The following is a 22,888-nucleotide window of genomic DNA, read 5'->3' on the forward strand; positions in this document are numbered from 1 at the left end:
GTAACCCGAAATCCAATAACAAGGGTCCTTATGAAAACCGTTCACTCTGCGTCCTACGAGATTCTTCGCGAGCATGGCCTGACCACCATCTTCGGTAATCCTGGCTCCAACGAGCTGCCGTTTCTCAAGGGTTTTCCCGAGGACTTCCGCTACATCCTCGGCCTGCACGAAGGCGCGGTGGTCGGTATGGCCGACGGTTACGCCCTGGCCACCGGCAAGCCGACCTTCGTCAACCTGCATGCCGCCGCCGGCACCGGCAACGGCATGGGCGCGCTGACCAATGCCTGGTACTCCCACAGCCCGCTAGTGATCACCGCCGGCCAGCAGGTGCGCTCGATGGTCGGCGTGGAAGCGATGCTGGCCAATGTCGATGCGGCGCAACTGCCCAAGCCCCTGGTCAAGTGGAGCCATGAACCGGCCTCGGCCCAGGACGTGCCGCGCACCCTGAGCCAGGCGATCCATATGGCCAGCCTGGCGCCGCGCGGGCCGGTGTATGTGTCGATTCCCTATGACGACTGGGCCTGCGCGGCGCCGGCCGGGGTCGAGCATCTGGCACGGCGCCAGGTGGCCAGCGCCGGCCTGCCTTCGGCGGCGCAACTGCAAGCGCTGGTCGGGCGCCTGGCGGCGGCACGTAGCCCGGTGCTGGTGCTCGGCCCGGATGTCGACGGCAGTGGCAGCAACGGCCTGGCGGTGCAACTGGCGGAAAAACTGCGCATGCCGGCCTGGGTCGCGCCTTCCGCTTCGCGCTGCCCGTTCCCCACCCGCCACCCGTGTTTCCGTGGCGTGCTGCCGGCGGCCATCGCCGGGATCAGCCGCTGCCTGGCCGAGCACGATTTGATCCTGGTGGTGGGCGCCCCGGTGTTCCGTTACCACCAATACGCCCCGGGCGATTACCTGCCGGCGGACTGTGAGCTGGTGCACCTGACCTGCGACCCGGGCGAGGCAGCGCGGGCGCCCATGGGCGATGCGCTGGTGGGCGATATCGCCCTGACCCTCGAAGCCCTGGTCGAGGTGCTGGCACAGAGCGAACGGCCGCTGCCGAGCGCCTTGCCGCTGCCGGCGCCGGTGCGCGAGGAGGGCGGCCTGCTGCGCCCGGAAACGGTGTTCGACCTGATCAACCAGCTGGCGCCGCGGGACGCGATCTACGTCAAGGAATCCACCTCCACGGTGAGCGCGTTCTGGCAGCGGGTGGAGATGAGCCAGCCCGGCAGCTACTTCTTTCCCGCCGCCGGTGGCCTGGGTTTCGGCTTGCCGGCCGCGGTCGGCGTGCAACTGGCGACGCCCGGGCGGCGGGTGGTGGCGATCATCGGCGACGGCTCGGCCAACTACGGCATCACCGCGCTGTGGACCGCCGCCCAGTACGGCATCCCGGTGGTGTTCATCATTCTCAAGAACGGCACCTACGGCGCGCTGCGCTGGTTCGCCGATGTGCTGCAGGTCAGCGATGCGCCGGGGCTGGACGTTCCCGGCCTGGACTTCTGTGCCATCGGCCAGGGTTATGGCGTGCATTCGCTGCATGCCGCGACCCGCGCCGAGTTCGCCGCCGCCTTCAGCGCGGCCCTGGCCGGCAATCGTCCGGTGCTGATCGAGGTACCGACCCTGACCATCGAACCTTGATTTTCAAGGACTGAGCTTCCGTCGGGCTGAAGGCCCGGCAATGCCAACCGCGCCTTGCGCACATTCACCACAACAATAAAAAGAGGTGGCTATGAACACGACTTCGGTCAGTGAAGTGATGGAGGCTGGGCCCCAGCGGTCGAGCCCGGTTTCCGGCAGTGCCGATATCGGCACCTTGCTCGACGACGGGCCCTACACCGGGATGCAGAAGATCGTGGTGTTGCTGGCCGCGCTGTCCATCGTGATGGACGGTTTCGACGGCCAGCTCATCGGTTTCGCCATACCGCTGATGATCAAGGAATGGGGGATCACCCGTGAGGCCTTCGCCCCCGCGGTGGCCGCCGGGCTGATCGGCATGGGTATCGGCAGCGCTTGCGCCGGTCTGTTCGCCGACCGTTTCGGCCGGCGCATGGCGGTCATCGCCAGCGTGATCCTGTTCGGCACCGCGACCTGCGCCATCGGCCTGGCGCCGGATGCGTTGACCGTGGCGGCGCTGCGTTTTATCGCCGGGCTCGGCATCGGTGGCGCGCTGCCCAGCGCCACCACCATGACCGCCGAGTTCACTCCGGCGCGCCGGCGGACCCTGGCGGTCACCGCGACCATTGTCTGTGTGCCCCTGGGCGGGATGCTGGCGGGTTTGTTCGCCTCCCACGTACTGCCGCTGTACGGCTGGCGCACGCTGTTCTATATCGGCGGCAGCCTGCCCATCGTGCTGGGCCTGTTGCTGTTGGCGACGCTGCCTGAGTCGCCGCGTTTCCTGGCGCGCCGGCCGCGGCGTTGGGGCGAGTTGACTGCGCTGCTGGGACGCATGGGCCGACCGATGCCCGAGGGCGTGCGCTACACCGATGCGCTGGAGCAGAAGAGCGAGCAGCAGGGCGGCTTCCGTGCCTTGTTCGCCCCGGGTTACGGGCTCGATACCGTGGCGGTCTGGGTGGCGTTCTTCATGTGCTTGACCGCGGTCTACAGCGCCTTCAGCTGGCTGCCGACCATGCTCTTGTCCGAAGGCTTGTCGCTGGCGGTGGCCGGTTCCGGCCTCACCGCCTACAACCTGGGCGGGGTGATCGGCGCGCTGCTCTGCGCGGTCGCGATGACGCGCTGGGGCTCGTTCTGGCCGCTGCTGATCTGCTGCGCGGGTGGCGCGGCCAGTGCCTTCGCCATGCAGGCGGTGGACGTCAACCAGAACACCAGCCTGCTGATCTTCGGCTTTGGCGTGCATGGCCTGTTCGTCAACGCCGTGCAGTCCACCCTCTACGCGTTGTGCGCCTTTATCTATCCCACCGCCGTGCGCGCCACCGGCACCGCATCGGCCCTGGCGTTCGGGCGCATGGGCGCGATCCTCAGCGCCTTCGTCGGTGCCACGGTGATCACCCAGGGCGGCGCCCATGGTTACCTGACGTTGCTGGGGACGGTGATGGTGCTGGCGCTGATCGCCCTGGTGCTGGTGCGCCGCCATATTCCCCGGCGGGTGCCTGGGTCAGCCCGGGCCGACAAGCAGCAACTTGCCGATCAACCCTCACAGCCATAAGGAGGTTCGATGAACATCAGCATTCTCGGGGCCGGCGCCATGGGCTCGCTGTTCGGCGGCCTGCTGGCGGAAAGCGGGCAGAGCGTCACGCTGCTGGACATCAACGACACACACCTGGAGGCGATCCGCCGCCAGGGCTTGCGCCTGGACACCGACAGCGGCGAGCGGCGCATCGGCGGCCTGAGCGCCTGCCGGCCGGAGCAGGTGACGGGCCAGCCCGACCTGCTGCTGGTCTTCACCAAGGCCCAGCACACCGACAGCGCGCTGCGCAGTATTGCCGGCCATATCGGCGAGCACACGCGGGTGCTGACCTTGCAGAACGGCCTGGGCAACGCCGAAGCGTTGTGCCGCCACGTCGCCCCGCAGCAGGTGATGATCGGCATGACCACCTGGCCCGCCGACATGGTCGGGCCGGCCCATGTCCGCTCCCATGGCCAGGGCGTGGTCCGGCTGCTGTCGCTGGATGGCATCGAGCGCCAGGGCAGCACTCAGGTGGCCGCGGTGCTGGAGGCGGCGGGGCTGCACTGCGCGGAGGACCCGCAGGTCTGGACCTCGATCTGGGAGAAGGTGGCGTTCAACGCGGCCTTGAACAGCCTGTGCGCCGTCACCGGCTGCACGGTGGGGCAACTGGATGCCGTGCCGCAAGGCCCGGCGCTGGCCCGGGCCATCGTGCTGGAGGTGCTCAGTGTCGCGCAGTCGGTGGGGGTGGCCACGGATGCGCGGCGTTGCCTGGAGACTGTGGCTTATGTCATCGCCCACCACCGGGCGCACAAGCCGTCGATGCTGCAAGACGTGCTGGCCGGCCGGCCCACGGAAATCGGCGCGATCAATGGCGAGGTCCTGGCCAGGGCGCGCCAGGCCGGCATCGCCGTGCCGCACACCGAAACCCTGCTGGGGCTGCTGCGCCTGATCGAGGCGCGGGCGGCCACCGGAGGCGGTCATGCATAGCCTCGCAAACCCGGTTCTGCACCCTGAGTCGCGAGCCCCTCTTTCCTGTGAATCCTGTCCTCAAGGAGCTTTGTCATGAGTGAGTCCACAGCTGTCTACCGCGATCTGCACCTGCAACCCATCGCCGGAGAATGGCGCGCCGGCGCGGCCGGCAAAACCCTGGCGGTGAGTAACCCGTTCGACGGCGCGCTATTGCTGGAAGTGGCCCAGGCCAACCGCGCCGACCTGGATGCCGCCTATGCCAAGGCCGCCGCGGTGCAGCCGCACTGGGCGGCGCTCGGGCCGTCGGCGCGGGCGGCGGTGTTGCATCAGGTGGTGGCGGTGTTCGACCGGCGCCGCGAGGAGATCGTCGACTGGATCATTCGCGAGTCCGGCAGCACCCGGCTCAAGGCGCAGCTGGAGTGGGGCGCGGCGCGGGCCATCGCCCTGGAGTCGGCCTCGTTCCCGGCGCGGGTCCACGGCCGTATCGTCGAGTCCGATGTGCCGGGCAAGGAGAGCCGGGTCTATCGCAGCGCCCTGGGGGTGGTCGGGGTCATCAGCCCGTGGAACTTCCCGCTGCACCTGACCCAGCGTTCGATAGCCCCGGCGCTGGCCCTGGGCAACGCGGTGGTGGTCAAGCCGGCCAGCGATACGCCGGTCTGCGGCGGCCTGCTGCTGGCGAAGATTTTCGAGGAGGCCGGCCTGCCGGCGGGCGTGCTCAGCGTGGTGGTGGGGGCGGGCAGCGAGATTGGCGATGCCTTTGTCGAGCACCCGGTGCCTTCGCTGATCACCTTTACCGGATCGACCCCGGTGGGCCGCGGTATCGGCCGGATCGCCAGCGGCGGCGCGCACCTCAAGCATGTGGCCCTGGAGTTGGGCGGCAACAGCCCGTTCGTGGTCCTGGCCGACGCCGACCTCGAACAGGCGGTGAACGCGGCGGTGTTCGGCAAGTTCCTGCACCAGGGGCAGATCTGCATGGCGGTCAACCGGATCATCGTCGACGACAGCCTCTACGACGCCTTCGCCGCGCGCTTCGTCGAACGGGTCAAGGGGCTCAAGGTCGGCGATCCGCAATCGATCGAGACGGTGATCGGCCCGGTGATCAATGCGCGGCAACTGCAGGGTCTGCGGGAGAAGATCGAACTGGCCCGCCGCGAAGGCGCCGAGCCGCTCTACGAGGGCGGCGCCCAGGGCAATCTGCTGGCGCCCCATGTCTACGGCGAGGTCACAGTCGACATGGACCTGGCGCGCAACGAAATCTTCGGCCCGCTGGTGGGGCTGCTGCGCGCGCGGGACGAGGCTCATGCCCTGGAACTGGCCAACGCCAGCGAGTTCGGCCTGTCCAGCGCGGTGTTCACTGGCAACCTGGAGCGCGGGGTGAACTTCGCCCGGCGGATTCGCGCGGGCATGACCCATATCAACGACATCCCGGTGAACGACGAGGCCAACGCGCCCTTCGGTGGGGAAAAGAACTCGGGGCTCGGGCGCTTCAACGGCGACTGGGCGATCGACGAGTTCACCCGTGATCACTGGATCAGCGTGCAGCACTCGGCGCGTCGTTATCCCTTCTGATGCCTTGAGCTGAGGATATCGCCCGGCCTCAAACAGGCCGGGCATTTTTGCAGCCGATAGCAGGCGGGCCTGGAGCGGCCTGTCGGGGAACGGCTGCGCCTATGCAAAGCGGAGAACAATAATAATGAACACCCCTCACTGCATCCTTGCGCGCTCGCTGGCCGTGGCTTCATTGGCACTGGGCACGGGCCTGCCGGCCTGGGCCGAAGACGGTGGTTTTTTTGAAGATGCCAAGACCGATTTGGTGCTGCGCAATTATTACTTCAATCGGGATTTTCGCGACCCGGGGGCGGCCAAGAGCAAGGTCGAGGAATGGGCCCAGGGGTTTATCCTCAAGTTCAATTCCGGCTACACCCCGGGCGTCGTCGGGTTCGGCCTGGACGGCATCGCCATGTTCGGCGTCAAGCTCGACAGCGGACGCGGCACCAGTGGTTCCGAGCTGCTGCCGGTGCATGACGACGGGCGCGCGGCGGACAACTACGGGCGCGCCGGCGTGGCGGCGAAAATGCGCATTTCCGCCACTGAGCTGAAGGTCGGCGAGTTGCTGCCGGACATTCCGCTGCTGCGCTACGACGATGGCCGGCTGCTGCCGCAGACCTTCCGTGGGGCGATGCTCGACTCGCGGGAAATCGCCGGGCTGGGGTTGCAGGCCGGGCAGTACCGTTCGGTGAGCCTGCGCAATTCCTCGGACATGCAGGACCTCTCGGCCTGGGCCGCGCCCGGGGTGACCTCCGATGGCTTCACCTATGCCGGCGCCGAGTACCGCTTCAATCAGCAGCGCACCTTGATCGGCGCCTGGCATGCGCAACTGGAAGACATCTACCAGCAGAGTTACTTCAACCTGCTGCACAAGCAGCCGGTGGGCGACTGGGTGCTGGGGGCGAACCTCGGGTATTTCATCGACAAGGATGACGGCCAGGCGCGCATCGGCGAGATCCGGAGCCGCACCGCCTATGCCTTGCTCTCGGCCTCCACCGCCGGGCATACCCTGTACCTGGGCTTGCAGAAGGTCAGTGGCGACAGCCCGTGGATGTCGGTGTACGGCAGCAGCGGCCGGACCCTGGGCAACGATATGTTCAACGGCAACTTCAGCAACGCCGACGAGCGTTCCTGGCAGGTGCGTTATGACTACAACTTTGCCGCCATGGGCGTGCCGGGGTTGTTGGCCATGGTGCGCTATGGGCATGGCGAGAATGCCACGACCAAGGCGGGGAGCAATGGCAAGGAATGGGAGCGGGATACGGAGGTGGGGTATACCTTTCAGAGTGGGAGTTTGAAGAACCTTAGTGTGCGGGTGAATAACGCCACTAACCGGCGCAGCTTTAATGGTGACTTTGATCAGACTCGGGTGATTGTGAGTTATCCGTTGTCGTTTTGAGTCTTGCGGCGTTGTCGCGGGCAGGAGCGGCCGGTTGACGCTCGAATTGCCCGCGATGGCGTTTGTTCTGGCACTGCCGTTTTGATGGCGTACATGTCATGGCGGGCACGTTTGCAGGCTTCTGTAGGAGCGAAGCTTGCTCGCGATGGCGTCGGCTCTGGCTCTGTATTTTTTGGACGGTGTACATATCCATTTCTGCGGTAATGGCCGCTGGCGGTTTCGCCCTTACGGCGAGTCCCTTTTTTTCAAACGCCAAAAAAAGGAACCAAAAAACGCTTGCCCCACCACTCGGTGCCTCGCCTAGGCTCGGCATGCCCGAACGCAGGCATTGATCCGTGGGCCGCCGCCACAGGCCATCCATGGCCTGGGGCGGCTAACCCGGCATCCCTGCCGGGTTACCCACGGCTCAATGCCTGCGTTCGGCCATCGTGGTTAACGGGGCGTTCAGATCAAAAGCCAAAGCCAAAGCAAGACGGCGGCCTGCCGGCCGGCCTGGGGGTGGGGGGGCTTCCTGTAGCCGCTGCCGAGCCTGCGAGGTTGCGATCGACCCCGAAGGGGGCGCAAGGTCTTGAGATCGCTGAAGGCCTGCGGCCTTATCGCAGCCTGCGGCAGCGGCTACAGGGGAGGTGTGTCTTCCGTGGGAGCGAGGCTTGTCTGCGATGAGGTCCGTGAGGTCGCCAGTGTCGCCACGCCGCTATCCGCATGCCGCCGGCGCAAGGCTTGCGGTACTATGGCCGCCCACGTTTTCTGGAAGTTGCCTGGATGAGTAAGCCCGGTCAATTGGTGCTGGTCGCGTTGCGCAAGATGATCGCTTCGGGCGAGCTGGCGGCCGGTGAACGGCTGATGGAGATTCCGACCGCGGAGTTGTTCGGGGTGTCGCGGATGCCGGTGCGCATGGCGTTCCGTACCCTGGAGCAGGAAGGCCTGCTGGTGCGGTTTGGCGGGCGGGGGTTCCAGGTGCGTTCGGTGAGTGCCGAGGACATTGCCGGCGCGGTCGAGGTGCGGGGTGTGCTCGAAGGGCTGGCGGCGCGCCAGACCGCCGAGCGCGGCTTGTCGGAGGCGGCGCGGGCGGCCCTGGAGTTGTGCCTGGCCCAGGGCGACCAGCTGTTCGCCAAGGGCTATGTGACCGAGGACGACCTGGAGGTCTATCACGACCTCAACATGCGTTTTCACCAGGTGATTGTCGAAGGCAGCCACAACCCGGCGATCGCCGATGCCCTGGCGCGCAACGATCATCTGCCGTTCGCCTCGGTGACCGCGCTGGCGGTGGATCGCCAGGACATGGCCCGCGAATACCGGCGCTTCAACTACGCCCATATGCAGCACCATTCGGTGTTCGATGCCCTGGTCAATCGCCAGGGCGCGCGGGCCGAGGCGATCATGCGCGAGCACGCCAACGCGACCCTGCGGTATGCCGAGATCTTCAGCAGCGCGGCGGCGGACGAGCGGATGAAGGTCATCCTCCGTCCCGCCTGACTCCCTTCAGATATCCAGCACCAGCAGCGGCGTTTTCGAGCGTGAGCAGCAGGGGGTGAACTGGTCGTTGCGCGCCTGTTCGTCCTCGGTGAGGAACAGGTCGCGGTGCTCCGGCACGCCCTCCAGCACCCGGGTCAGGCAGGTGCCGCAAATCCCTTGTTCGCAGGACATGGCAATGTCGATGCCATGGCTTTCCAGGACCTGCACCACGCTCTGGTCGGCCGGCACCTCGAAGACCTGGCCGCTGCTGGCGACCTTGATCGAGAAACTGCCGTCGGCGCGGGTATCGACGGGGGCGGCGGCGAAGTACTCGCGGTGCAGGCAGTCCTCCCGCCAGCCCGCGGCCTTGGCCGTGTCCAGCACGTGTTGCATAAAGCCGCCGGGGCCACACACATATAGGTGAACGTCGTTGCTAGGCGTGGCCAGGACCTTGGCCGCGTCCAGCGCCGTCTCGGGTTCCTGGTCGAAATGCAGGAACACCCGCTCGGCGAAGGAGGAATTGCGCAGGCGTTGGACAAAGGCCGCGCGTTCGCTGGAGCGGGCGCAGTAATGCAGCTCGAAATCGGCGCCGCTGTGGGCCAGGCGTTCGGCCATGCACAGGATCGGGGTGATGCCGATGCCGCCGGCGAACAGCAGGCTGCGCCGGGCTTCATGGGCCAGCGCAAACAGGTTGCGCGGCTCGCTGATGTGCAGTCGCGTGCCGGGGTGAATCTGCTCGTGCATGGCCAGCGAGCCACCGCGGGAGGCCGGGTCCTTGAGCACGCCGATCAAGTAGCGATGGCGTTCTTCGGGGTGGTTGCACAGGGAGTATTGGCGGATCAAGCCGCCGGGCAGGTGCACATCGATATGCGCACCGGCGCTGAAGGCCGGCAGCGGGCGGTCATCGGCACTGGCCAGTTCATAGCTGCAGATGTCCTGGGCTTCGTCGTTACGGGATACCACCACCACATCGATCATCGTCGGTTCTCCGAGTGCTGCCGCCCGGGGCGGTCACTTCTGTTTCTTTTGTTGGGTAAAGGGCAGGGCTCAGGCCGTGGCCGTGGCGATCAGTTGTGCTTCGCCGGCGCGTTCCCTGGCGATCAGGCGCTCCAGCACTCGCCGCGACTGCACGCCGCCGGCGTCGATATTCAGCTTGAGCAGGTTGCGCGTGGGGTGGGCCAGCAGGTTCTGTTGCTGGCGTTCGAGCATCTCCAGGTCTTCGCTGAAAATCTTGCCCTGGCCCTCGCGAATGCTCGCGGTCAGCGCCTCGTCCCGTGGGTTGAAGTTGCGCGCCATGCCCCAGAAGTACCAGATCGAGGTGTCGCTCTCCGGGGTGATGAAATCCACCACTATGCTCGATGCCTTGAACTGCGGCGGCGCGTTGTAGCCGCCCTGGCCGGCGTGGGCCACGCCGACTTCGATCAGCACATGGCTGGGCGGGCTGAAGCGGCAGATCTGCCAGCGGTCCACCGGCACGTCGTCGGCCAGGCCGTTGCCGCGCAGGGCCATGCGCCAGAACGGCGGGGCCATGATGTTTTGCATATGCCGCGCGGTGACCACTTCATCACCCTCGACCGTGGTGGTCGGCGGCGCCTCGTCGATTTCCTTCTGGCCGATGCTGGAGGCGTGGACGTAGGTTTCGTGGGTCAGGTCCATCAGGTTGTCGATCATCAGCCGGTAGTCGCACTGGATGTGGAACAGCCCGCCGCCGTAGGCCCACTCATCGCTGACCGCCCATTCCAGATGATGGATCTGCGCCGGGTCGGCCAACGCCTGGTCGCCGGGCCAGACCCAGATAAAACCGTAGCGCTCGACCACGGCAAAGGTCTTGTTGCACGGGAAGCCGCGCACCCGTTGCCCGGGCATTGCCACGGTCTTGCCATCGCAGCCCATCACCAGCCCGTGATAACCGCACACCAGGTTGCCGTTTTCCACATACCCCAACGACAGCGGCGCGCCGCGATGGGGGCAGAAGTCCTCGACCGCCGCCACCCGGCCCTCCAGGCCACGGTAAAACACCATCTTCTCCCCGCAGATCTGCCGGCCCAGGGGCTTGTCGGCGATTTCATCGGGGGTGCAGGCAACGTACCAAGTGTTCTTGGGATACATGGAAGGCTCTCCAGGGGAGTGATTGTTTTTATTTAATGGATCCATTAGAGAGGTGGCGGTGTTTGAGTGTCAACGGTAAATCTGAGGGTTAAGGTTGATTTATGGGCGATTATCGGACTTGAGATTGTTGTGTTTGTGTTTAATGGATCCATTTGTGAGTGTTGTTAAACACCCCAATCACAGAAAAAGCGTCAGCGATGAAGGAGGGGATGTCGACCCGAGCTGGCGAGCGGGAAGAGGCGCTAGTCGAGCGACTGGGCCGGACGCCAGGCATCGATGCCGAAGATGTGATGGTGGTGATTACCACCACTGAGGCAGAGGAATGGTCGTTTGGCGGTGGGCGGGGCAATTAGTCTACCTATGCGTTTCTGGCATCAGTCCAATCCAACGGATCGAAGCGCTCGGTGGTGTCCATCCGGATATTGCGCAAATCCAGGGTTTCCAGGTGCGAGGCATAGAGCGGTTCGGAAAAATAGCTGATCAGGAGCGAGCGACGGCGTGCGCCGCTCGGGTTCAGGCAGCCCGCGTGCAGCAGATCGACATCGAACACCAGGATGTCCCCGGCGGAGCCTGAAAGCTGCACGGACCGCGACTCGTCGGTGAAGTCGAGTGGCGGCTCTCCCGGCCCGGGGCGATGGCTGCCGGGGACGATACGGGTGGCACCGTTCTCGGGGCCATAGTCGTCGAAAAAAGCCAGGGCGTTGGCGATGTCGCCTGGCCGCTGGGCCGACAGGTCGCGGTGCAGCTGTTGCTGACCACCCCCGGCAAGGGGCTCGCGACCTTCCACCTGGGAGAGGAAGAAGCGCTCCCCGATCAACTCGCCCACCACCGCCAGCACCTGCGGCAGGCGACACACCGCCTGAACCGTCGAATCGGAGTCCAGCAGCGAATGGCGCCAGTCCATGCCACGGGGCACAGGCCATTGGTTCGACGGCAGCACACCCGCATCGAACGTGGCACGCAGGTGATCCAGCCACTCGGCCGGGATCGCTTGGCGCAGCAGCGCGTAACCCTCTCGATGGAGTTGCTCGCGGTCAGTCATGGTCCCTATGCCTGGAAGAATCGCTCGGGGCGGCAGGGAGCAAGGGCAGGAGAGCCCTGGCCGTCGATAATTTCCTCGCTGGCCAGATGGCCGGCTATCGCCGCCAGCGTGACGCCAGGGTGCATCGCACACACATACACGCCGCCGATATCGGGCAGATAGCCGATGATGGGCTTGCCATCGACCGGCATGGGCCTGAGCCCGACACAGGCCGATTCCAGCTCGATGGACGCAACCCCGTGGAGTTCGTTCCGGATGGCCTGGGCGGTGCGTAGCGCTATCGCGGCTGGCTGGTTTTCCAGCGCGTCGTCCAGGTAGTCCTCCGCCGCCAGCAGCGTGCCGTCCGGGCCTTGCCGTACTTCCATTTCCGGGCTGGAGATAAGGGTGCGCACGAGGTCGGGTTGTGAGGCGTAGCGGATCAATATGGCTGGGGAGGCCGCTATTGGCAGGGGCAGGTTCAGCAACTCGGTCAGCTGCTTGATGCCCGTCCCGGCGGCCAGCACGACAACGTCGGCCTCGATACGGCCCCTTGCGGTTGCGACGCCCGTCACCTGCGCACCCTGGGTGGTAAAGCCGAGCACCCGCGTCTGGGTGAGCACCTGCGCGCCATGCGCCTGGGCACCGGCGATCAACGCCTGGGTTGCTTGCACGGCGTCCAGCGCGCCTTCTTCGGCGGCGTACATGGCCTGCTGCGGGGGATGCTTGAGGTTTGGCTCAAGGTCGAGGATCTGTGAGCGCGACAGCTGGGTTGCCGAAGGCGGGTGACCCGAGGCGTGCAGCGCTTCACTCTGGTTTGTGCCGTAAGACAGTGCGCCGCTCCAGCGCACCTTCAGGCCAGGCAGCTCGGTTTCGAGCCGGCGGTATTCCTGGATCGCCGCACCGCGCAATGACGCGATGGGATCGGGCCCGTCGTGGGAGGTGTTGATCCAGGCGAATGAGCGTCCCGTCACCCCGGACGCTATGTCTTCGGCCTCCACCAGAATGACCTGCGCGCCTCTGCCCGCCAGGTGATACGCCAGGGACGCGCCCACTATGCCCGCGCCAATGACCACGACGCGTTTGTTTGCCGCGTTCCCCATATCAACCTCCATGTTGTCGACCTGATGAGGGTAGGGCATCCAGATAAACGTACAGCCTGAGAACCGAGCGGCCTGCTTCGCTGGCTGCCTGTTATTTCTTTTGCACTGCTATTTCTTGCACTCCGCCAACACCACTTTGCAGGTGCCGGGCGTGCCGCCGGAGCGGCCGGCATAACGGATGCAGTTATTCAGGGACTTCTGGCGCGCCATGCTCAGGGTGGAGCCCCAGGCCAGGCCGCCCTCGCCGGAAGTGGGCAGCGCTTTGGCGTAACAGTTCGAGCCGATGCTGGCGGTCGAATAACGATACTTGGCGGCTTTGCTTGAACATCCCGAGATCAGCGCCAGGTTGATGGCGAGCAGGGAAAACAGGATCCATGACGAGTAGTGGCGTGCTGCTTTTCTGGTCATTCCGGTTCCCCTGTATCAAGACGGTAGAGGCGTGTTCGCAGTGCTGCTCTATTCAGCTTAGAGGGTATCGCGCCTGGTCCTGGAGCCGTCTGGCGGAGTGGATGCGTTTGGGTGTGCCTTGCGTCGGTTGCCATCCGTGTTTGCCTTGTTGCAGTCATGGTTCTTGCGGCCAATTGTCCTGGATTTCGTACCACGAAGCCTTGAACGCCACCTGAATGTGTTTCTGTTTATCTGCGGTGAAGGGCGTATCCAGAGTGCCCAGGGCGATCGAGATCCAGTTGGCGTGTTCTCCCTGGTCCCTGGACCAGAACAGCGACGAACCGCACTGGCCGCAAAACTGGCGCCGCACCGTTTCGGACGAACGATAGGACTGGAGGCTCCCGGCACCCTGCACGATGCGCAGATCGCTGCGCAACACACTGCCATAGCTGGCGAATGCCGCCCCATGGCTTTTACGGCACTGGCTGCAATGGCAGTGGGAAAGCGCCTTCGGGCGGGATAAGAGCTGGTATTCGACGGCGCCGCAAAGGCAGCTGCCCAGGAAGGTGTCAGTCATTTAAGGGCGCACCTTGAACGGAAGGGCGCCCATTTAAGCAGTCGGTGTCGAGGATGTCGAACGGCTGGTTTTGGTTGTGGATTCAACCCAAAGCTGTCTCTCGCCAGCGGCAGTTGTCGAGCGTTTTTTTGAAAAAGTCCGAGCGGGTTGGCTCAACCTACACTGTGCTTGAAAGCGCCCGATTCACGCACGGCAAGCTCTCCTCGCAGGGCAAGCGTATTGCGGTGAATGGCTCCAGCCCCATCACTTATGTCTGGGTCGTTAGTTATGGATGAACACTCAACCATCCCCTCGGATGATGTACCTGGCCTTCAACCTATAGTGCAGCGCAAGCTCGGGCGCTGCCTGTTGCGTTTGCAACAGTACGAACGGCAGCTGAAAGTCATAGTCGCGCATAGCAAGCTGAGCGGCCCTGCGGATCAGCTGGAGCAGACAATCTCATGTGCCCAGAGAGAGACCATGGGCACGTTGGTGGGGAGGCTGACCGAAAGCTTTCTGACGCGGCCTACAAATGAAGAAGAATCACAGACGCAAGCCTATGCCGGCGACCAGATCTGGTTCAGCTATCGATGCCAGTTGGAAATGCCTGCCGAGCACTATGAGGCAATGAAGGTCGCCCTCAAGGAGCTGGTCGGCTTGCGCAATAAGCTAGTTCACCACTTCCTTGAGCATTTCGATCTCTGGTCTGAATCAGGCTGCCAGGCGGCGGATGGCTTCCTGGAGGAAAGCTACGAAACCATCAATGGGCATTGCCTAAATCTGCAAAGTTGGGACAAAGCCATGCATGAAGCGCGAGCCAAGATGGCTTTGTTTATACAGAGCTCAACAGTTGAAGATGGGTTGAACGGTCTCCAGGTGGATGGCTCAGTCAATTGGCCCTGCAGTGGGATATACAGCTGTTTGCATGAAGCAGAAACCAAGCTTGCCGAAGGTGGCTGGACTCGATTGGAGGCAGCCATCCGCTGGATTGGTCGTACCTATCCGGAGCAGACGCCCAAGCGCTACGGTTGCAGCAGTTGGAGGCATGTCCTGCACGAATCACGGCAGTTCGAAATACGAAAATCCCAAGCTGATAATGAACGTACTGCCGTTTGGTATCGCAGCAAGGTCAGTTGATTGGGAAACTGAACCGTCCCCCTTTTTGCAAGTGCGCTTCCGCCGATTCCTCCCTGTCATGAAAAGCCGCTTCCGACCCTTTGTCGCCTGTCGGCAGCGCTCGCCTTTTCGGGGTGTCTACTGCTAGTGAAGCCCTGTAGGTACAGGGAGGAGAGCAGCATGAGCAATGAACAGGTGGCACCGGAAACCAAAGGGGTTGCAGTGCAGGTACTGGCAACCATTGACCTGGGTCCCGAAATCGAGGGCATGGCCGGGCGCCAACTCAGAATGCGCCTGGTGACCATCGAGCCTGGAGGCGTATTCGGGCCGATCCACAACCATAAAGACCGGCCTGGCGTCGTCTACATACTGGAAGGCACCATCACTGACCATCGCGAGGGCGGCGACACGGACTATGGCCCGGGAGTGGGGTGGCCCGAGGACCGGGACACCACGCACTGGCTTGAGAACAAAGGGCCGATTCCGGCGCGGGAGATCTCGGTCGATATTATCCGCCAAGAGTGAGCCCGGGCCGAACATCGATACGGGCGAGCCCGCCGTGCGGTTCGCCCAACGCCCATCATTCCCCCGCACCCGCCGCGCCATTGGTCGCATCGCCTTCGGCCAGCATGCGCATCAGGATTGCCCGCTCCTTCGGCCCTGGCACCAGGCCGCTGGTCTGGCCTTCCAGGACGATGATGCCGTCTTCGTTGGTCATGCTGATGGCCGCCGTAGCCCGGCCTTGTTCGTCCAGCGCCTGGATCACCCAGTGGCAAGTGATGGTGTCGCCGGCGTACACCGGCTGCTTGAACTGGAAGCTCATGGCCGAGGCCAGCCAGCCGATCTGCCCGCCGATTTCGGTGAGCAGGCTGGCGGTCAGCAGGCCATGGGAAACCGGCGCCCTGAAGCGCCGGGCGGCGGCGAACTCGGCATCGAAATGCACCGGGTTGTAGTCGCGGGACAGCGTGGCGAAGCCCTGGATATCCGCCTCTGAAAAACAGCGGGAGAGGGTGAAGCGATCGCCTGCCTGAAGCCCTTCGGCGGCGCGCTGTCGGAAGCTTTTCATGGCGGTTCCTGGTCCTTTTGCGTATTCGGGGGAGTGCGGTTTCGAGCCTTTTGGATACCCGTGGAACATACCGGTTCAGCGCAGGATCTGCTCGACGAACAGCAGCACGGCGATGATGATCATCAGCACCCCCGAGAGCCGGCTGACCGCTTGCGCGGCCACCGGGCGCGTCTGCAACACGGCGCGGGAAGCAAAGCCCACCAGCAGGTAGATCACCGCGCAGCTGAAGGCATGCAGCAGCCCCAGCGCGACGATCTGCAGCGGCACCGGCCAGGCGGCCAGCGGGTCGGTGAATTGCGGCAACAAGGCCAGGAACAACAGGAACACCTTGGGGTTGAGGCCACTGACGCAGGCCCCCTTGAGGGTCCAGCGAGCCCAGGACGCAGAGGCTTGGGCCTCCCCGGCGCGGGGCACGGACGGGTTGCGCAGCATATTGATCCCCAGCCAGAGCAGATAGCCAGCCCCGCCAAGGGTCAGCAGCGAGAGGGCCAGGGGATTGCTGGCGATCAGCCCGCCGACCCCGGCGGCCACTATCAGCGTCGCCAGCAGATGTCCGATCAATAGGCCGGCCACCGCGGGTATCACCACTCGCCCGAACAGGCCGGCCGATATCGCGTAGGCCCAATCCGCCCCGGGGGTGATCACAAATAGAAACGACACCGCCCAGAACGCCGCGAAAATACTCAGGCTCATGGCCGTCTTGCCTTGTGCTGCTGGGCGAATGCTGTTTCTGGGCTGTCGACGGTGGTTTTAATCGGGGAGGGCATGCTTCTTTCTCGCAAAGATCAGGTTTGCGGAAAGATTAATGGAGTGCGGTGAGAATATTTTCTCTATCATTCCAGTCCGAATAAGGTTTTTGGGTAGATCCTTCCAGATGGACAGAATTGATCAGAAGATTCTTGCCGAGCTGCAGGCGGACGGGCGTTTGTCGGTGACCGAGCTGGCGGAGCGGGTCGGCCTCAGCCTGTCGCCGTGCCATCGTCGCGTGCGAGCGCTGGAGGAGTCGGGGGTGATCCAGGGCTATCGCGCCCAGTTGTCGCCCAGCGCCCTGGGCCTGACGTTTTCGGCGATGGTGTTTGCCACGCTGCGCGAGGGCGATCACCAGGCGGTGGCCGCCTTCGAAGCGGCGCTACTGCCGATCCCGCAGGTCGTCGAGGCGCAACGGCTGTTTGGCGAGCCGGATTACCTGCTGCACGTCATCACCCGCGACCTGCCGGCCTTCCAGCAGCTTTACGATGACCGCCTGTCCAAGCTGCCCAACGTCCAGCGCCTGACCTCGACCCTGGTGATGAAACGGGTGATTCAGGACCGCTCGCTGCCGCTGTGAGACGTGTCGACGCGTACATCAGAACAACACTTCATGGAGATACCGATGCGTGAACGAAAATCGGCAAGATTGCTGGTCATCAACCCTTCGCGAAAGGTCCTGCTGTTCCGGTTCCTGCACAAGGAAGGGGCGCTGGCGGGGGATGACTATTGGGCCACGCCCGGTGGCGGGCTTGAAGGGGACGAAACCTTCCAGGTCGCGGCGATTCGTGAACTGCACGAGGAAACCGGTATTCAGGTCTGCGCGGTGGGAGAGCCGGTGGCCAGTCGCCGGTTCCCCATGCAACTGCCCAGCGGCGAGTGGGTGGCCTCTGTCGAGCAGTATTTTGTGGTGCACGCGCCAGACCAGCCGCTCTCTCGTGCAGGCTGGACCTCGGCCGAGGCCCAGGTAATGGCCGATCATCATTGGTGGTCCGCCGAGGATCTGCGAGCCACCGAGGCCATCGTCTGGCCGGAAGCGTTGGTGGAGATGCTGGAAGAGGCGGGGGTATTCGAGCCGTCCTTGTAGCGTTTTTTTCTGCGGGCTGATCCTGGCTTGATGCGGGGCTGCCGATCTCCCGCGCAGTCGGGATTTTCCGGCTGGCGGTTTATGCCGTCGATCCCGGTTCGCCCTCGATATTCACAACGGTGCCGTCGGCTCGTTCCTCTCTCTACCAACCATTAGAGGGAACGCCCGATGAAAAACACCGAACTCAGCCACATCATCCTCAGTGACCACTCGCGCATCGAGGCCGCCATCAGTACCGGCGCAGCCTGGGAAGTCTGGTTCCAGGTCGAGTTTCTGATGCTGCTGCGCGCAGCCCACCTGGGGGTCGCTCGCGAAGTGCCTTACCCATCGCCGAACGACACCCTGCACCTGGATGTACTGGCCAGCCAGGGTGTCGAGAGATATGCCATCGAAGTGAAAGTCGAGAGCGCCACCAACGCCGGCAACAAACTGCTGGCGGAAACCCGCAAGGACATCGAGAAAATCGCCAAATACACTAGGCCCGTCGAGGCACGCTGGGTGGTTGCCCTGGCCTATAGCGACGTGGCAAAACACTCTTTGCGGGGATTCGCAACAGAGCACAATGCGCGGGCTATTTACCATGAGTCTGGCGCGATCGGCTGCATGATCTTCTCGGTCTGACCCGCACAGGCGCCAGCAGGGCATGAGGCCTTCCTGGCGCCTTTCGACAGTTCGCGCCCTTAGTGAGAGAACAACTGCCGGTCGCCCTGTTTCTGCGAACCTGCGACGTAGTACGCCTCGAACCAGGCGGGCTGGCCCGAGATCGCCGTGGGTTTTTTCAGCACCAGTGGCGGTGGCTGTCTCCCCTGGGTCTCATCGGCGCTGGTGAAGGTTTTTTGCATCACGCTGCGAAAGTGCAGGTGATCGAATATCAGCAGGGCCTGGATGGCATAGACCACGGCGATTCTCTGGTCCTCGATCAGGATCAGGTGATCGCCGTTTTTTTCTTCCCCCCGGATCTAGAACCAGCTGACTGTCGTTGGCCATGTGCATCATCCGGCCCCGGTAGGTGAAGGTGCCTTGCTCGACCTCATGGGGAACGTGAGCCCAGCGTAACTTCTGGAAGGGCGCTTCCAGCGAGGAAAACTTGCGCTGGCCATCGACCGCGCTGTGGGTTGGCTCGTCGTAGGCAAAGGCGATGCGGTTGAGCAGGGGCTTGAACGCGTCGGTACTGGGGAACCTGCATTCGATGGCAAAGCCCACGAGGTCCGCGGGAGGACTCTCGACATCGAAACCGATCAGGCACATGTGTTCGCCGCGCCACAGTTTCATGGTGAAACCATCGATCGTCTGTGCGTTCTGGAAAGCGGACATGAGCAGCGCTCCTTGCTGTGGCATGTGGGTCAAGAGGGGATCCGGCATTCTGTAGCCTGGAGCAAAACGCCAGCTCCCTCATGGCGGGGGGCTGGCAGCAGACCCCTGGTCAAAGACGATCCGCATCGATCACTGCCTGGGCAAACGCCCGCGGGTCTTCCTGCGGCAGGTTGTGGCCGATGCCGCCGCTGATCAGGCGGAACTGGTATTTGCCGGTGAAGCGCTTGGCGTAATCCGCGGGGTTCGGGTGCGGCGCGCCGTTGGCATCGCCTTCGAGGGTGATGGTCGGCACGCTGATGGTTGGGGCCGTGGCCAGTTTCTGCTCCAGGGTGGCGTAGCGGCTTTCGCCTTGAACCAGCCCCAGGCGCCAGCGGTAGTTGAACACCGTGATGTCGACGTGATCGGGGTTGTCCAGGGCCTTGGCGCTGCGCTCGAAGGTGGCGTCGTCGAACGTCCATTGCGGCGAGGCCAGTTGCCAGATCAGCTTGGCGAAGTCGTGAGTGTTTTTCTCATAGCCGGCGCGACCGCGATCGGTGGCGAAATAGAACTGGTACCACCACTGCAATTCCGCCTTGGGCGGCAGCGGATTCTGGCCGGCCGCCTGGTTGCCGATCAGGTAGCCACTGACCGACACCAGCGCCTTGACCCGCTCCGGCCACAGCGCCGAGACGATGTCCGCCGAACGCGCGCCCCAGTCATAACCTCCGAGCACTGCTTGCTTGATCTTCAGCGCATCCATGAAGTCGATGACGTCACTGGCCAGCGCGGCCGGTTGGCCATTGCGCAGGGTTTTCGCCGACAGGAAACGGGTATCGCCATAGCCGCGGGCATAGGGCATCAGCACCCGATAACCCTTGGCGGCCAGCAAGGGCGCGACCTCATCAAAGCTGTGAATGTCGTACGGCCAGCCGTGCAGCAGAATCACCACCGGGCCATCGGTCGGGCCGGTTTCGGCGTATGCCACGTCCAGCAGCCCGGCGTTGACATGCTTCAACGGACCGAAAGGCGAGGGGGCGGCATAAGTGGTGCCGGTGCTACCCGCGTCGGCTTGCGCCGCCGTGTTCGTCTGCGCCTGGGCCGTGCCGAGGATGCCGAACAGGGTGAGGGCCAGGACCGATGCGCCGATTGTGTGGTTGCGCAGTGTCATCTTCATGCTGATCTCTCCATTGGATTGCAAGCCGGGGGTGAGGATCTGGCCGATCCCCTTCAACCTGGGTTGCATTTGACGGCCGCGACGTATCTGGCCTGTGTCCGAATCCCGGGGCGGATGCAAGCTTATGTAGCGGGAGGTGATGTAGACACACTGCGATACATAGGGGATGGGCAGAAGGGCTGGGGCGTTCCATTCCCGCCTCCCGGGCTGCGCAAAGCTCGAGGCAAAAGTGGCTTTTGCCCCGGCTTGCCTTGGCGCCGATACGCGAGCGACGGGGCGGGCGAAACCAGGGGCCCGGTCGCATAAATTTGAAATGCACGGCATTGCCCGACAGAATCGCGCCCCGATCCGGTCAAAGGCGCCGGAGGTTCGTGGTGAAAAGGGGCGGCAGTTGAACCAACAGACATTGTCCATGCGCCTGGAGCGCGTGGCGGCGCATGTGCCAGCGGGTGCGCGCCTGGCCGATATCGGCTCGGACCACGGCTACCTGCCGGTGGCGTTGCTGCGCCGGGGCCTTATCGCGGCGGCGGTGGCTGGCGAGGTGGCGTTGACGCCGTTCCACGCGGCCCAGCGCAGCGTGCGTGAAAACGCGCTGGAGTCGGGCATCAGCGTGCGCCTGGCCAACGGCCTGGCGGCGATCGAGCCGGAAGACGGAATCACGGCAATCAGCCTTTGCGGCATGGGCGGCGAGACCATCCGCGACATCCTCGACAGCGGCAAGGCGCGCCTGAATGGCGACGAACGCCTGATCCTGCAGCCCAACGGCGGCGAGCAGCCCCTGCGCCAATGGCTGATGGAGCATGGCTACCGCATCCTCGGCGAGGAAGTGCTGCGGGAAAACCGCTTTTACTACGAAATCATCGTCGCCGAGCGCGCCGGGCCGGTGAGCTACACCGCCGAGGAACTGTACTTCGGCCCGCTGCAACTGCAGGCCCGCAGCCCGGCATTCCTGGCTAAATGGCAACGCATGCTGCGCCTGAAACACAAGACCCTGGCCCACTTCGCCCGGGCGCGGCAGGCCGTGCCCGAGGAGAAGGTCCAGGACATCGCCCGGCAGGCCCGGTGGATCAGCGAGTTGCTGGCTTGAGCGCGGTAAACTGGAAGCGGCTGCAACTTCCGTTTCCCAGATGCTGACCGTTCAGTTGGAAGCGTTGTTCAGCTGCTGAAGCTCAAGTTGCTTGGCAGCACTGGCTTCGAGGGTTGCACGCTCTTCATCCAGATACCGATAGATGCTTTGGAAGTTGGCGATTTTCTGTTTGATTTCTGCCATCTTCCTTTCAATTAACTTAGCGCCGTCAGCACAATCGATCAGCTTGTTCCGCTGCGCATCCAGAATCTCGCCTATTTCCCCCAGGGAAAACCCCATGCTTTGCGCGCGCTGGATAAAGTCCAGGTCCTGCAGAGTTTGCATTGTGTAAACGCGATAGTTGTTAGTTTGCCGCAGCGGTGAGATCAGGCCGATTTGCTCGTAATAACGCAGCGTATGGCGGCTGGCGCCGCTGCGGGCTTCGAGTTCGCCGATCTTCATGAAAACACCGCTTGACTATAGAGTTGGGTCGATAGTTTACGCTCGATTTCTCACCTTAAACAAGGAACAGGGAAATGAGCGTGGAGTGTTTTGTCACCGGGGGTACCGGCTTCATCGGTCAACATCTGGTGGCGTACCTGAGTGCCAAAGGTCACACAGTTAGGGTGTTGATGCGTCGCCCGGAGCGACTGGCTGCACTGCGCGAGCAAGTCGATAATTTGGGAGGGTGCGCAACCCGGGTATTTGCCGTAGCTGGCGATCTGGAACGGGACAACCTCGGGCTGAGTCTTGTTGACCGAGAAGTGCTAAGGCACGCCAGAGTCATATTCCACCTCGGTGCCCACTTCGCCTGGGGGCTTTCAGTGGAGCAGTCTCGTGCGGTGAATGTGGAAGGGGCAAAGCGCGTGGCGCTGTTGGCGGCTGAGCAAAAAAGCCGGTTAGTGATGATCGGCGGCTACATGCTGAAAAATCATGAACATCTGCAACGCATCGGAATTGATCCTCGTTATCCGCAACTGACGAATTGGCCTGCCGTCTACCGACAGGTCGGTGGTTACGAGGGAAGCAAGCTGGAGGCGCATTTTGCGACCCTGGAGGTCATGTCCGCCAAGGGCGGGGAGATGACCGTTGTCCACCCTGCGACGGTCTGTGGCCACAGCCGCACGGGGCATATCCTTGACGGTCAGCCGCTGGTGGCGCTGATACGCAACCTTGTGCAGGGAAAGCTGACGGCAGTGCCCGGCACCGCCGAGCACTGGCTGCCACTGGTCACCGTGGATTACCTGGTTGAGCTGGTGGCGGTGTGTGCTTTCGATCCTGCCATGGTGGGCCAGGAACTGCTGGCGCTTGATGACCAGACTCCCAACTTGCGAGAACTCCTGGTACAGGCGGCACAACCTTTGGGCGTAAAGTCTCCCAAGCATTACATTCCACTGCGCTTGCTGAAGTTGCTACTGAGTATTGCTCCCGTCGCGCGGTTTTTGAACACAAAACCCGAAGCCTTGGACTTTATCCAGACCACGCGTTTTGATACGGTCGCGGCCGAGCAATTTGCCAACAGGCATGGAATAGCCAAACCGGATATACGCCAGTCCTTGCAGCACACTGCGACGTTCGTTAACTCATATTGCCTAGCCAAGGGCCAGGCCCTCTGACTTCTCCCAGGGGAGTGAACCTGATCCACCCACTTTTTTCCGCCATTTCGTACGGAAACTTCAAGAGGCCGACAGC

Annotated in this window: 24 protein-coding genes and 1 pseudogene; 14 read left to right on the forward strand and 11 right to left on the reverse strand. The window is 63.6% G+C overall.

All coding sequences use genetic code 11. The annotated features are described in order from the left end of the window. Positions 1-30 precede the first annotated feature (30 nt). The 6 genes from mdlC to BMY68_RS05075 all read left to right on the forward strand — a co-directional run bounded on the left by mdlC (position 31) and on the right by BMY68_RS05075 (position 8,495). Entirely contained in the window at positions 31-1,617 is a 1,587-nt protein-coding gene (mdlC, locus tag BMY68_RS05050) for a benzoylformate decarboxylase (RefSeq protein ID WP_085531258.1), read from the forward strand. A gap of 91 nt (positions 1,618-1,708) precedes the next feature. Further along, entirely contained in the window at positions 1,709-3,142 is a 1,434-nt protein-coding gene (locus tag BMY68_RS05055) for an MFS transporter (protein ID WP_085531256.1), read from the forward strand. A gap of 9 nt (positions 3,143-3,151) precedes the next feature. Then, positions 3,152-4,090, forward strand: coding sequence for a ketopantoate reductase family protein (locus BMY68_RS05060; RefSeq protein WP_085531254.1), 939 nt, complete (start codon positions 3,152-3,154; stop codon positions 4,088-4,090). Between the two features lie 75 nt (positions 4,091-4,165). Continuing rightward, the gene (locus BMY68_RS05065; RefSeq protein ID WP_085531252.1) at positions 4,166-5,641 is read left to right on the forward strand and encodes an aldehyde dehydrogenase family protein; all 1,476 of its coding nucleotides are present in this window, start codon (positions 4,166-4,168) and stop codon (positions 5,639-5,641) included. Between the two features lie 124 nt (positions 5,642-5,765). Further along, entirely contained in the window at positions 5,766-7,019 is a 1,254-nt protein-coding gene (locus tag BMY68_RS05070) for an OprD family porin (protein WP_085531250.1), read from the forward strand. Positions 7,020-7,781: 762 nt separating this feature from the next. Beyond that, positions 7,782-8,495: a GntR family transcriptional regulator gene (locus BMY68_RS05075; protein WP_007932043.1), complete on the forward strand. Its 714-nt coding sequence runs from the start codon at positions 7,782-7,784 to the stop codon at positions 8,493-8,495. Between the two features lie 6 nt (positions 8,496-8,501). Here BMY68_RS05075 and BMY68_RS05080 read toward each other — a convergent pair whose 3' ends face one another. Both BMY68_RS05080 and BMY68_RS05085 read right to left on the reverse strand, forming a co-directional pair. Next, positions 8,502-9,452, reverse strand: coding sequence for a PDR/VanB family oxidoreductase (locus tag BMY68_RS05080; protein ID WP_085531248.1), 951 nt, complete (start codon positions 9,450-9,452; stop codon positions 8,502-8,504). Between the two features lie 69 nt (positions 9,453-9,521). Beyond that, positions 9,522-10,583, reverse strand: a complete 1,062-nt coding sequence (locus BMY68_RS05085; protein ID WP_085531246.1) for an aromatic ring-hydroxylating oxygenase subunit alpha — start codon at positions 10,581-10,583, stop codon at positions 9,522-9,524. 242 nt (positions 10,584-10,825) lie between these two features. Here BMY68_RS05085 and BMY68_RS05090 point away from each other — a divergent pair. Further along, positions 10,826-10,936, forward strand: a pseudogene (locus BMY68_RS05090) (tautomerase family protein); the annotation flags it as partial. Between the two features lie 5 nt (positions 10,937-10,941). Here BMY68_RS05090 and BMY68_RS05095 read toward each other — a convergent pair. The 4 genes from BMY68_RS05095 to BMY68_RS05110 form a co-directional block, all read right to left on the reverse strand. Beyond that, a complete protein-coding gene (locus tag BMY68_RS05095) occupies positions 10,942-11,625 on the reverse strand; it encodes a phytanoyl-CoA dioxygenase family protein (RefSeq protein ID WP_085531244.1) in 684 nt (227 codons plus the stop codon). 5 nt (positions 11,626-11,630) lie between these two features. Further along, positions 11,631-12,704, reverse strand: coding sequence for an NAD(P)/FAD-dependent oxidoreductase (locus BMY68_RS05100; RefSeq protein ID WP_085531242.1), 1,074 nt, complete (start codon positions 12,702-12,704; stop codon positions 11,631-11,633). A 108-nt stretch (positions 12,705-12,812) separates the two neighbouring features. Continuing rightward, positions 12,813-13,112, reverse strand: coding sequence for a DUF4189 domain-containing protein (locus BMY68_RS05105; RefSeq protein ID WP_085531240.1), 300 nt, complete (start codon positions 13,110-13,112; stop codon positions 12,813-12,815). 154 nt (positions 13,113-13,266) lie between these two features. Beyond that, positions 13,267-13,668, reverse strand: a complete 402-nt coding sequence (locus tag BMY68_RS05110) for a GFA family protein (protein ID WP_085531238.1) — start codon at positions 13,666-13,668, stop codon at positions 13,267-13,269. 267 nt (positions 13,669-13,935) lie between these two features. On the opposite strand from BMY68_RS05110, the gene BMY68_RS05115 reads away from it, so the two are divergent. Both BMY68_RS05115 and BMY68_RS05120 read left to right on the forward strand, forming a co-directional pair. Then, positions 13,936-14,784: an OST-HTH/LOTUS domain-containing protein gene (locus tag BMY68_RS05115; protein WP_085531237.1), complete on the forward strand. Its 849-nt coding sequence runs from the start codon at positions 13,936-13,938 to the stop codon at positions 14,782-14,784. A 159-nt stretch (positions 14,785-14,943) separates the two neighbouring features. Then, the gene (locus BMY68_RS05120; protein WP_037004663.1) at positions 14,944-15,288 is read left to right on the forward strand and encodes a cupin domain-containing protein; all 345 of its coding nucleotides are present in this window, start codon (positions 14,944-14,946) and stop codon (positions 15,286-15,288) included. 55 nt (positions 15,289-15,343) lie between these two features. Here BMY68_RS05120 and BMY68_RS05125 read toward each other — a convergent pair whose 3' ends face one another. Both BMY68_RS05125 and BMY68_RS05130 read right to left on the reverse strand, forming a co-directional pair. Beyond that, a complete protein-coding gene (locus BMY68_RS05125; RefSeq protein ID WP_085531235.1) occupies positions 15,344-15,829 on the reverse strand; it encodes a MaoC family dehydratase in 486 nt (161 codons plus the stop codon). A 75-nt stretch (positions 15,830-15,904) separates the two neighbouring features. After that, complete coding sequence (locus BMY68_RS05130) at positions 15,905-16,522, reverse strand: LysE family translocator (RefSeq protein WP_085531233.1); 618 nt, start codon at positions 16,520-16,522, stop codon at positions 15,905-15,907. A 181-nt stretch (positions 16,523-16,703) separates the two neighbouring features. Here BMY68_RS05130 and BMY68_RS05135 point away from each other — a divergent pair, with 181 nt between their 5' ends. The 3 genes from BMY68_RS05135 to BMY68_RS05145 all read left to right on the forward strand — a co-directional run bounded on the left by BMY68_RS05135 (position 16,704) and on the right by BMY68_RS05145 (position 18,284). After that, entirely contained in the window at positions 16,704-17,156 is a 453-nt protein-coding gene (locus tag BMY68_RS05135; protein WP_053260817.1) for an Lrp/AsnC family transcriptional regulator, read from the forward strand. 45 nt (positions 17,157-17,201) lie between these two features. After that, positions 17,202-17,663, forward strand: coding sequence for an NUDIX hydrolase (locus tag BMY68_RS05140; protein WP_085531231.1), 462 nt, complete (start codon positions 17,202-17,204; stop codon positions 17,661-17,663). Positions 17,664-17,831: 168 nt separating this feature from the next. Further along, a complete protein-coding gene (locus BMY68_RS05145) occupies positions 17,832-18,284 on the forward strand; it encodes a hypothetical protein (RefSeq protein ID WP_009043488.1) in 453 nt (150 codons plus the stop codon). 192 nt (positions 18,285-18,476) lie between these two features. Here the strand turns inward: BMY68_RS05145 and BMY68_RS29540 are convergent, their stop codons facing one another. After that, complete coding sequence (locus BMY68_RS29540; RefSeq protein ID WP_139214878.1) at positions 18,477-18,977, reverse strand: hypothetical protein; 501 nt, start codon at positions 18,975-18,977, stop codon at positions 18,477-18,479. A 109-nt stretch (positions 18,978-19,086) separates the two neighbouring features. Next, complete coding sequence (locus tag BMY68_RS05155; protein WP_085531229.1) at positions 19,087-20,130, reverse strand: alpha/beta fold hydrolase; 1,044 nt, start codon at positions 20,128-20,130, stop codon at positions 19,087-19,089. A gap of 391 nt (positions 20,131-20,521) precedes the next feature. Here BMY68_RS05155 and BMY68_RS05160 point away from each other — a divergent pair, with 391 nt between their 5' ends. Then, the gene (locus BMY68_RS05160) at positions 20,522-21,217 is read left to right on the forward strand and encodes a tRNA (adenine(22)-N(1))-methyltransferase (RefSeq protein WP_085531227.1); all 696 of its coding nucleotides are present in this window, start codon (positions 20,522-20,524) and stop codon (positions 21,215-21,217) included. A gap of 51 nt (positions 21,218-21,268) precedes the next feature. Here the strand turns inward: BMY68_RS05160 and BMY68_RS05165 are convergent, their stop codons facing one another. After that, the gene (locus BMY68_RS05165) at positions 21,269-21,658 is read right to left on the reverse strand and encodes a MerR family transcriptional regulator (RefSeq protein ID WP_085531225.1); all 390 of its coding nucleotides are present in this window, start codon (positions 21,656-21,658) and stop codon (positions 21,269-21,271) included. A gap of 74 nt (positions 21,659-21,732) precedes the next feature. On the opposite strand from BMY68_RS05165, the gene BMY68_RS05170 reads away from it, so the two are divergent. Continuing rightward, positions 21,733-22,812 carry an SDR family oxidoreductase gene (locus BMY68_RS05170; RefSeq protein WP_085531223.1) on the forward strand — a complete coding sequence of 360 codons (1,080 nt, stop codon included), beginning with the start codon at positions 21,733-21,735 and terminating at the stop codon, positions 22,810-22,812. The last annotated feature ends 76 nt before the right edge of the window (positions 22,813-22,888 follow it).

It is taken from the genome of Pseudomonas sp. NFACC41-3 (assembly GCF_900109505.1).
Taxonomy (GTDB): domain Bacteria; phylum Pseudomonadota; class Gammaproteobacteria; order Pseudomonadales; family Pseudomonadaceae; genus Aquipseudomonas; species Aquipseudomonas chlororaphis.